This is a genomic window from Moraxella sp. (genome assembly GCF_024227015.1).
Taxonomy (GTDB): Bacteria; Pseudomonadota; Gammaproteobacteria; order Pseudomonadales; family Moraxellaceae; genus Moraxella.
In genome coordinates this window covers 1-7,140 of the sequence record NZ_JAAELD010000391.1, presented here as the reverse complement: position 1 = coordinate 7,140, position 7,140 = coordinate 1, and the positions used below count along the sequence as shown (strand labels likewise).

General features: G+C 44.8%; 8 protein-coding genes. 4 read left to right on the top strand and 4 right to left on the bottom strand.

Annotation, left to right across the window (positions count from 1 at the left end; genetic code table 11):
• From GY683_RS09010 to GY683_RS09000, 3 genes are all read right to left on the bottom strand, one after another.
• Positions 1-841: metal ABC transporter permease (locus GY683_RS09010; protein ID WP_297288408.1), on the bottom strand; the 841-nt coding region annotated here is incomplete at its 3' end.
• Positions 838-1,890 (bottom strand): metal ABC transporter ATP-binding protein, encoded by a 1,053-nt coding sequence (locus tag GY683_RS09005; RefSeq protein ID WP_297288407.1) that lies wholly within the window; start codon positions 1,888-1,890, stop codon positions 838-840. The genes GY683_RS09010 and GY683_RS09005, both read right to left, overlap by 4 nt.
• A 111-nt stretch (positions 1,891-2,001) precedes the next feature.
• Complete coding sequence (locus GY683_RS09000) at positions 2,002-2,937, bottom strand: metal ABC transporter substrate-binding protein (protein ID WP_297288406.1); 936 nt, start codon at positions 2,935-2,937, stop codon at positions 2,002-2,004.
• A gap of 370 nt (positions 2,938-3,307) precedes the next feature.
• Here GY683_RS09000 and thrS point away from each other — a divergent pair, with 370 nt between their 5' ends.
• The 4 genes from thrS to GY683_RS08980 all read left to right on the top strand — a co-directional run bounded on the left by thrS (position 3,308) and on the right by GY683_RS08980 (position 6,918).
• A complete protein-coding gene (gene thrS, locus GY683_RS08995; protein WP_297288405.1) occupies positions 3,308-5,236 on the top strand; it encodes a threonine--tRNA ligase in 1,929 nt (642 codons plus the stop codon).
• 102 nt (positions 5,237-5,338) lie between these two features.
• A complete protein-coding gene (locus tag GY683_RS08990) occupies positions 5,339-5,695 on the top strand; it encodes a hypothetical protein (protein WP_297288404.1) in 357 nt (118 codons plus the stop codon).
• A gap of 129 nt (positions 5,696-5,824) precedes the next feature.
• Positions 5,825-6,322, top strand: coding sequence for a translation initiation factor IF-3 (gene infC / locus GY683_RS08985; protein WP_297288403.1), 498 nt, complete (start codon positions 5,825-5,827; stop codon positions 6,320-6,322).
• Positions 6,323-6,381: 59 nt separating this feature from the next.
• Positions 6,382-6,918, top strand: coding sequence for a hypothetical protein (locus GY683_RS08980; RefSeq protein WP_297288402.1), 537 nt, complete (start codon positions 6,382-6,384; stop codon positions 6,916-6,918).
• Positions 6,919-6,925: 7 nt separating this feature from the next.
• On the opposite strand, the gene GY683_RS08975 is transcribed toward GY683_RS08980, so the two are convergent.
• On the bottom strand, positions 6,926-7,140 hold a 215-nt coding region (locus tag GY683_RS08975; RefSeq protein WP_297288401.1), incomplete at its 5' end, for an N-acetyltransferase.

Below are 7,140 nucleotides of genomic sequence, written 5' to 3'. Positions count from 1 at the left end.
CCAACTTCTTTTGTCTTAAAAGTCCAAACTTCGGCGAAAACAAAAATGCCAGCACAAACAATGCTGTCTGCAAGGACACAATCACACCCCCTGTCGCCCCGTCTAGATAGTAGCTTAGATACACGCCAAGCCCGCTTGTGGTTACGCCCAACAATCCTGCGATGAGGATAAGCGGACGAAATCTGTCGGTGAGCTGATAAGCCGTTGCCCCTGGGGTGATGACCATCGCAATCACCAAAATCGCCCCCACCGTTTGCAGTGCCGACACCACGCACGCAGACAGCAGGCTAAAAAACAGTACTTGATACACTTTGGGCGACAGCCCCACCGATTTGGCGTGAATTTCATCAAAAAAGACAAGCAGTAAATCCTTCCAAAAAACGAGCAAAAAACCAAGCGACACCGCCATGACAATGCCCACTTGTATCATGTCGGTATCACTAATGCCCAAAATATTGCCAAAAATAATCTCTTGAACATTGACAGACGTGGGATTGATAGAGATGATAAACAGCCCTAACGCAAAAAACGTGGTAAAAATAAAGCCAATCACTGCATCTTCTTTTAGGTTTGTCAAAGATTTAACCCACAAAATCGCCAAAGACGCCAATATCCCCGAAAAAAATGCCCCAATCGCATAAGGCAAGCCGAGTGCATAGGCAATCGCCACCCCCGGCACGACCGCATGAGATAAGGCATCGCCAATAAGCGACCAACCCTTTAACATCAAATACGCCGACAAAAACGCACACACGCCACCGACCACAGACGACAGCACCATCGCTTTTACCATGTATTCATAGGCGAACGGCTCGGCAAGCAGTGCAAGAAGCTCACTCATGGCGTGTCCTTATTAGGGTTTTTTAGATTTGAATTTGGCGTGGGGCTGGGCGTTGTGGTGCTGGTTTTTGGGTTGTAGAGTTGTACGCTGTCGGCATTTGGGTTTTGGGGCAGGTTTTGGCGTTGTTTGGGGGTGTTCATGTTCACTTGTCCCACACGGCTTGCTTGTGCGGTCTCATCGCAATGGGTGCTTTCAGGCGTGCCATCATGCACCCCATAAAACACCGCAGGCACTTCATCGTCCGCCAAAATCGTAACGGCGCGACTATCATCGTCATCATGTAAATCCTTACCCGTCAAGCGAATTTGACGTAACACGCCACCGAATACCTTTTGCAAATTCTCTTGGGTAAAGGTCTCTTTGGTTGTACCGCTTGCCAGCACGGTGCGATTTATCATCACCACTTGGTCGCAAAATTCTGGAATCGTCCCCAAATTGTGCGTGGAGATTAAAATCAAATGCCCTTCGCTTCGTAAATCGTCAAGCAACGCCATAATCGCTTTTTCGGTTTTGACATCAACGCCCGTAAACGGCTCATCAAGCAGGATAATTTTGCTTTCTTGGGCAAGCGAGCGCGCCAAAAAAACCCGCTTTTTTTGACCGCCTGACAGCTCGCTGATTTGCCTGTCTTTTAGATGTGAAATATCCACCCGAGCCATGGCGTCCGCCACCTTTTGGCGGTCGGTTGCCTTGGGCAGTCGCAAAAAATTCATATAGCCATACCGCCCCATCATCACAACATCATAGACCGACACAGGAAATTGCCAATCCACTTCTTCGGCTTGGGGAACATAGGCGACAAGGTTTTGTTTTAGGGCGGTGTTAATGGACAAACCAGAGAGCAAAATCCGCCCTGATTGGGGTTTAATCAGTCCCATAATAGACTTAAACAGCGTGGATTTGCCAGAGCCGTTTACCCCAACCAAGGCACAAGTCGTCCCACCTGTTAAGGCAAAATTCATGTCAAAAAGGGCGTGATGACCGTTGGCGTAACGCACGGACAACTCCTGAACGCTAATGCTGGCAGTCAAATTGTGAGTGTGTGTCATACATTCTTCAATGATTAATTTAGAAAATATAAAAACTTGCTCAATTTGTATATTTTCTAAATCAAAAATTTGGCAAGACAATAGTACTCATCTTGCCAAATTATTCATTCGTTATTTTTGAGCTTTTGCGTCTTCAAACCCTTTTACCACCGTACTTGCCGTTACGTTCAGTAGGTCAAGATACGTTGGCACTGCACCGTCTTTTTCGCTTAGACTATCCACATAAAAGACACCGCCATAGTTTGCCCCTGTCTCTTTGGCGACTTGTTTGGCAGGTTTGTCCGAAATGGTGCTTTCGCTAAATACCACAGGGATTTTGTTGGTTTTGACCGTGTCAATCAGAGCCTTGACCTGCTGGGGCGTGCCTTGTTGCTCGGCGTTGATGTCCCACAGATAGGCTTCTTTTAGCCCATAATCTTTGGCAAGATAGCTAAACGCCCCTTCTGACGTAACGAGCCAACGCTCATTTTCAGGAATCTGGGCAAGTTTGGCACGAAGTGGCTCGTCCATGGCTTTGATTTTTTGGGCGTACGCTTCGGCATTTTTGATGTACACGTCTTTGTTTTTTGGGTCGTGGGTGATGAATGCGTTTTTGATATTTTCCACATAAATCAAGGCATTGGACGTGGACATCCAAGCGTGCGGGTTTGGCAAATCCTTATATGAGCCTGCCTTAATCGGTATGGGCGTGATACCGTCCGTTACCACCACCGCAGGAATATCTTTGGCGTCCGAGTAGAACTTTTCAAACCAACGCTCCAAATTCATGCCGTTGTACAAAATCAAATCGGCCTCTTTAACCTTGGCGATGTCCTTTGGGGTCGGCTCATAGTCATGAATCTCCGCCCCTGCCTTGGTGATGGACTCCACGTCTGCTGCCTCCCCTGCGACATTTTGGGCGATGTCCTCGATAATGGTAAAGGTCGTTACCACCGTCATTTTGTCGGTTTGGGTCTGCGTAGATGCCGCTTCATCAGAAGGCTTATCACACGCCGTCAAAACAGCACAAAGCCCAAAGCACGCTGTTAAAGTTTTAAAAAGTTTCATAACCACATCCATTAAAATAAATTCAAGAATACAATAACCAATAATGGCTTAAATAATAGCAACTGAGGACAAGATTTAATCAGTTAATATTAACCGCAAGACTTGCTCAACTATCAAATGATAATGATACGCATTATTATAAAAGCTGTCAAGTTACTTTATATCAACACATCATACCCATTGAATTATCATGGTTATATTGCGCATCATACAAAAAAGCACATCGATTGTAAATGATTGGCGGTCATTAAATACATAAAGATTAAGTACAATTTTTTAAATCAATGTCAGTTATCTTGGTGTTGGGCATAAATTTTGATATAATAAAATGTTTTTATTATTTTAGCCTGACTATTATTTAGGAAATTTTATGGTTGCAATTACCCTACCTGACGGCAGCGTCAGAGAGTTTGACGGTGAAACTACTGTCATGCAAATCGCTCAAAACATCGGTGCAGGGCTTGCCAAAGCCACCATCGCAGGGCGTGTTAATGGCAAATTGGTGGACGCAAGCGATCCGATCACGACGGACGCGACCGTACAAATCATCACCGCCAAAGACGCTGAAGGGGTTGAAATCATTCGCCACTCATGCGCTCACCTTCTAGGTCACGCTGTCAAGCAGCTATATCCTGAAGTAAAAATGGTCATCGGTCCTGTCATTGAAGACGGCTTTTATTACGACATCTACAGCGAGCGCCCTTTTACACCCGAAGACATGCAATCCATCGAAGCACGCATGAAGACGCTCATCGACCAAGATTATGAGGTCATCAAAAAAATGACTCCAAGAGATGAAGTCATCAAAACTTTCTCTGAGCGTGGTGAAACCTACAAGCTTCGCCTAGTAGAAGACATGCCGGATGAGACACACATGGGTCTGTATTATCACCAAGAATACATCGACATGTGCCGCGGCCCACACGTGCCAAACACCCGATTCCTAAAAGCATTCAAACTCACCAAGATGAGTGGTGCGTATTGGCGTGGCGATGCCAAGAATGAACAATTGCAGCGCATCTATGGCACTGCATGGGCAGATAAAAAAGAACTTAAAGCCTACATCGAGCGCATCGAAGAAGCCGAAAAACGTGATCACCGTAAAATCGGTAAGCAGCTGGGTCTGTTCCACCTACAAGAACAAGCACCTGGCATGGTGTTCTGGCACCCTAATGGCTGGACCATCTGGCAAGTGCTTGAACAGTACATGCGTAAAGTTCAGCAAGACCACGGCTATCTTGAAATCAAAACTCCACAAGTCGTGGACAGAAGCCTGTGGGAGAAGTCTGGCCACTGGGAAAACTATGCAGAAAACATGTTCACCACGGCATCAGAGAACCGTGATTACGCCATCAAGCCGATGAACTGCCCATGTCACGTACAAGTATTTAATCAAGGCTTGAAGTCTTATCGTGATCTACCTCTACGCCTTGCTGAATTTGGCTCATGCCACCGTAATGAGCCATCTGGCGCATTGCATGGTATCATGCGCGTGCGCGGCTTCACCCAAGACGATGCACACATCTTCTGTACTAATGCCCAAATCCGCACCGAAGCTCTTGATTTTATTAAGATGACTTTGAACGTCTATAAAGACTTTGGCTTTGATAACATCCTAATGAAACTCTCTACCCGCCCAGAAAAACGCGTCGGTTCTGATGAGCTTTGGGATTTGGCAGAAAAAGACCTTGGCGATGCGTTAGACGCCGCAGGACTTGAGTGGGAATTACAAGAAGGCGAAGGCGCTTTCTACGGTCCAAAAATCGAATTCACCCTAAAAGACTGCCTAAATCGCGAATGGCAATGTGGCACGTTACAACTTGACTTCAACCTGCCTGAACGCCTAGATGCCGAGTTCATCAACGAGCAAGGCGAGCGTGAACGCCCCGTCATGCTGCATCGTGCGATCTTGGGTTCATTCGAACGTTTCATCGGCATCTTGATCGAGCATTATGCAGGTTGGTTCCCAGCCTGGCTTGCGCCTACTCAGGCGGTCGTGATGAACATCACCGACAAGCAAGCTGATGCCTGCGAGAGCGTCGTAGAAGAACTTAAAGCTGCAGGATTCCGTGCCGTAAGCGACCTTCGCAACGAGAAAATCGGCTTTAAGATTCGTGAACGCACCCTAGAACGCATCCCATTCATGCTGGTGCTAGGCGACAAAGAAGTTGAAACTGGCACGGTTAATGTGCGTACCCGCGAAGGCGAGAACTTAGGCAGCATGAGCGTGGCAGACTTCATCAAGCACCTTGAAGGCGCGATTGCGTTAAGAGGTAGAGTAGAAGCTAGGGCTGAGTAACCTAAAAACCCATTCATCAACTGAATGGGTTTTGATTAAATATTGTTTTTATTTTTAATTTTCTGATAAAATAAATAACACTTAATTTTTTAAGGAAAATCTATGAAAACATTAAAGGTAGTCGCTGTTTGTACTTTACTTGCCATGAGCAGTCAAAGTTTTGCCAATGCTGTACCGATCAAGTTTGCCAAAGGCAGTTATTGCGGCAGCTTCTCAGGTAATTTTAAGGGTAAAACCTTTACCATGCAACTTGGTGGAAACCAAACACTTGAAATCAAAGGCTTGTATCTTATTGATCCAACCGTAAAAGATCCAAAAGGCAGAACGTTAAAGGTTGCTAATTGGGAGGGCGAAGATGAGGTTTATTATAATACCACAACAAAAGGAAAATATACTATCGCCTTAAGACCTATGGACAATAGCGGATATTACGGCGATATTCAATTCTGCGCTTATTAAATCAGAACCCATTCATCAACTGAATGGGTTTTATTAATAGACCCCTTGAAATCCACACACTTTTTAAGTAGAATACAAAATTATCTTTTATTTGGAGTATTACCCATTAAACCGTCCAACCGCTTAAATGTGAATGAAGAGATTCGCGCTAAAGAAGTCCGTCTGGTCAAAGAAGACGGCGAACAACTTGGTGTAGTTAGTTTGGCAGATGCCCTACAAGCTGCCGGTGACGCTAATCTTGATTTGGTAGAAATCGTTGCTGATGCCAAGCCCCCTGTTTGCAAAATCATGGACTACAAGCGCTACTTGTACGACCAAAAACAAAAAGCAAAAGAAGCCAAAAAGAACCAAAAACAGACGCAAGTTAAAGAAATCAAACTTCGTCCTGGCACCGAAGAAGCTGACTATAAAGTCAAACTTCGCAAAATCGTTGAGTTCTTGGAAGACAAGGATAAAGTCAAAGTTTCTATCCGTTTCCGTGGACGTGAGATGGCGCACCAAGAGATCGGTAAAGCACAGCTTGAGCGCATCATTCAAGACACCGAAGAGATCGCCAGTGTTGAACAAGCGCCAAAAGTCGAAGGTCGTCAAATGGGCATGTTACTCGGTCCAGCCAAGAAAAAATAATTTATCTAAAGTAGCTCATCAGCATGAGCTACTTTTTTATTTAATAAGCAAGGATTGTCATGAAAAAATATCTTTTATTGGCAGCTTTGGCTGCCGCCACATCATCCCAAGCCGCCGACTGGACGCCTGCCTTTGAGCATTTACAAGTCGGCAAAAACGACAATGATGATGACATAACATGGACAATAAGACAAAGCATATTTGAAGACATCCCCAAACCCAATCCTCTAACCAAAGAAGCCAGACAAGGTACCTATACTTCTATTCCAAAGCCTTATCGAAAAGACATGATGCCTGCGAAGTTCATCAAGGGCAAAGAAAACGAGGGTCCGATATTAAAAGGCATTATTCCGTTAAAGAATGCCACCTTATACGGCTATCCCCTAAAAAGCCTTAACTATGATCTATACTGCTACGAATGTGACGGTACCTCTTTTTATGCTACGTTTGCGCCCATGACCCTCTCTCAGCACAACTCTCTAGTTAAGAAGGTAAAGTTTAAATATGAAGGGGATATCTGCGGCGATCCACGTCACATAGCACGATTTGAAAGAGTTGGAAAAACCACCGTGCTTATTGTTGATGATGGCTGTTAATCAAGCCCTAAAGCAATTTCTGGAAAATCAACGCATCAATTTTTTGGTGCATTTTTTTGTCCTGATAGTAGCTGACTCTTGTGTCAATTTGATGAAAATCGAATTTTTTATATAACGCAATCGCTGCAAGATTATCCGCTCGTACCTCAAGCAAAATTCTCTCAGCTTGTTTTTCGATACAATGACTGGCAAGATGATTTAAAATTAAACTTCCAATGCCGT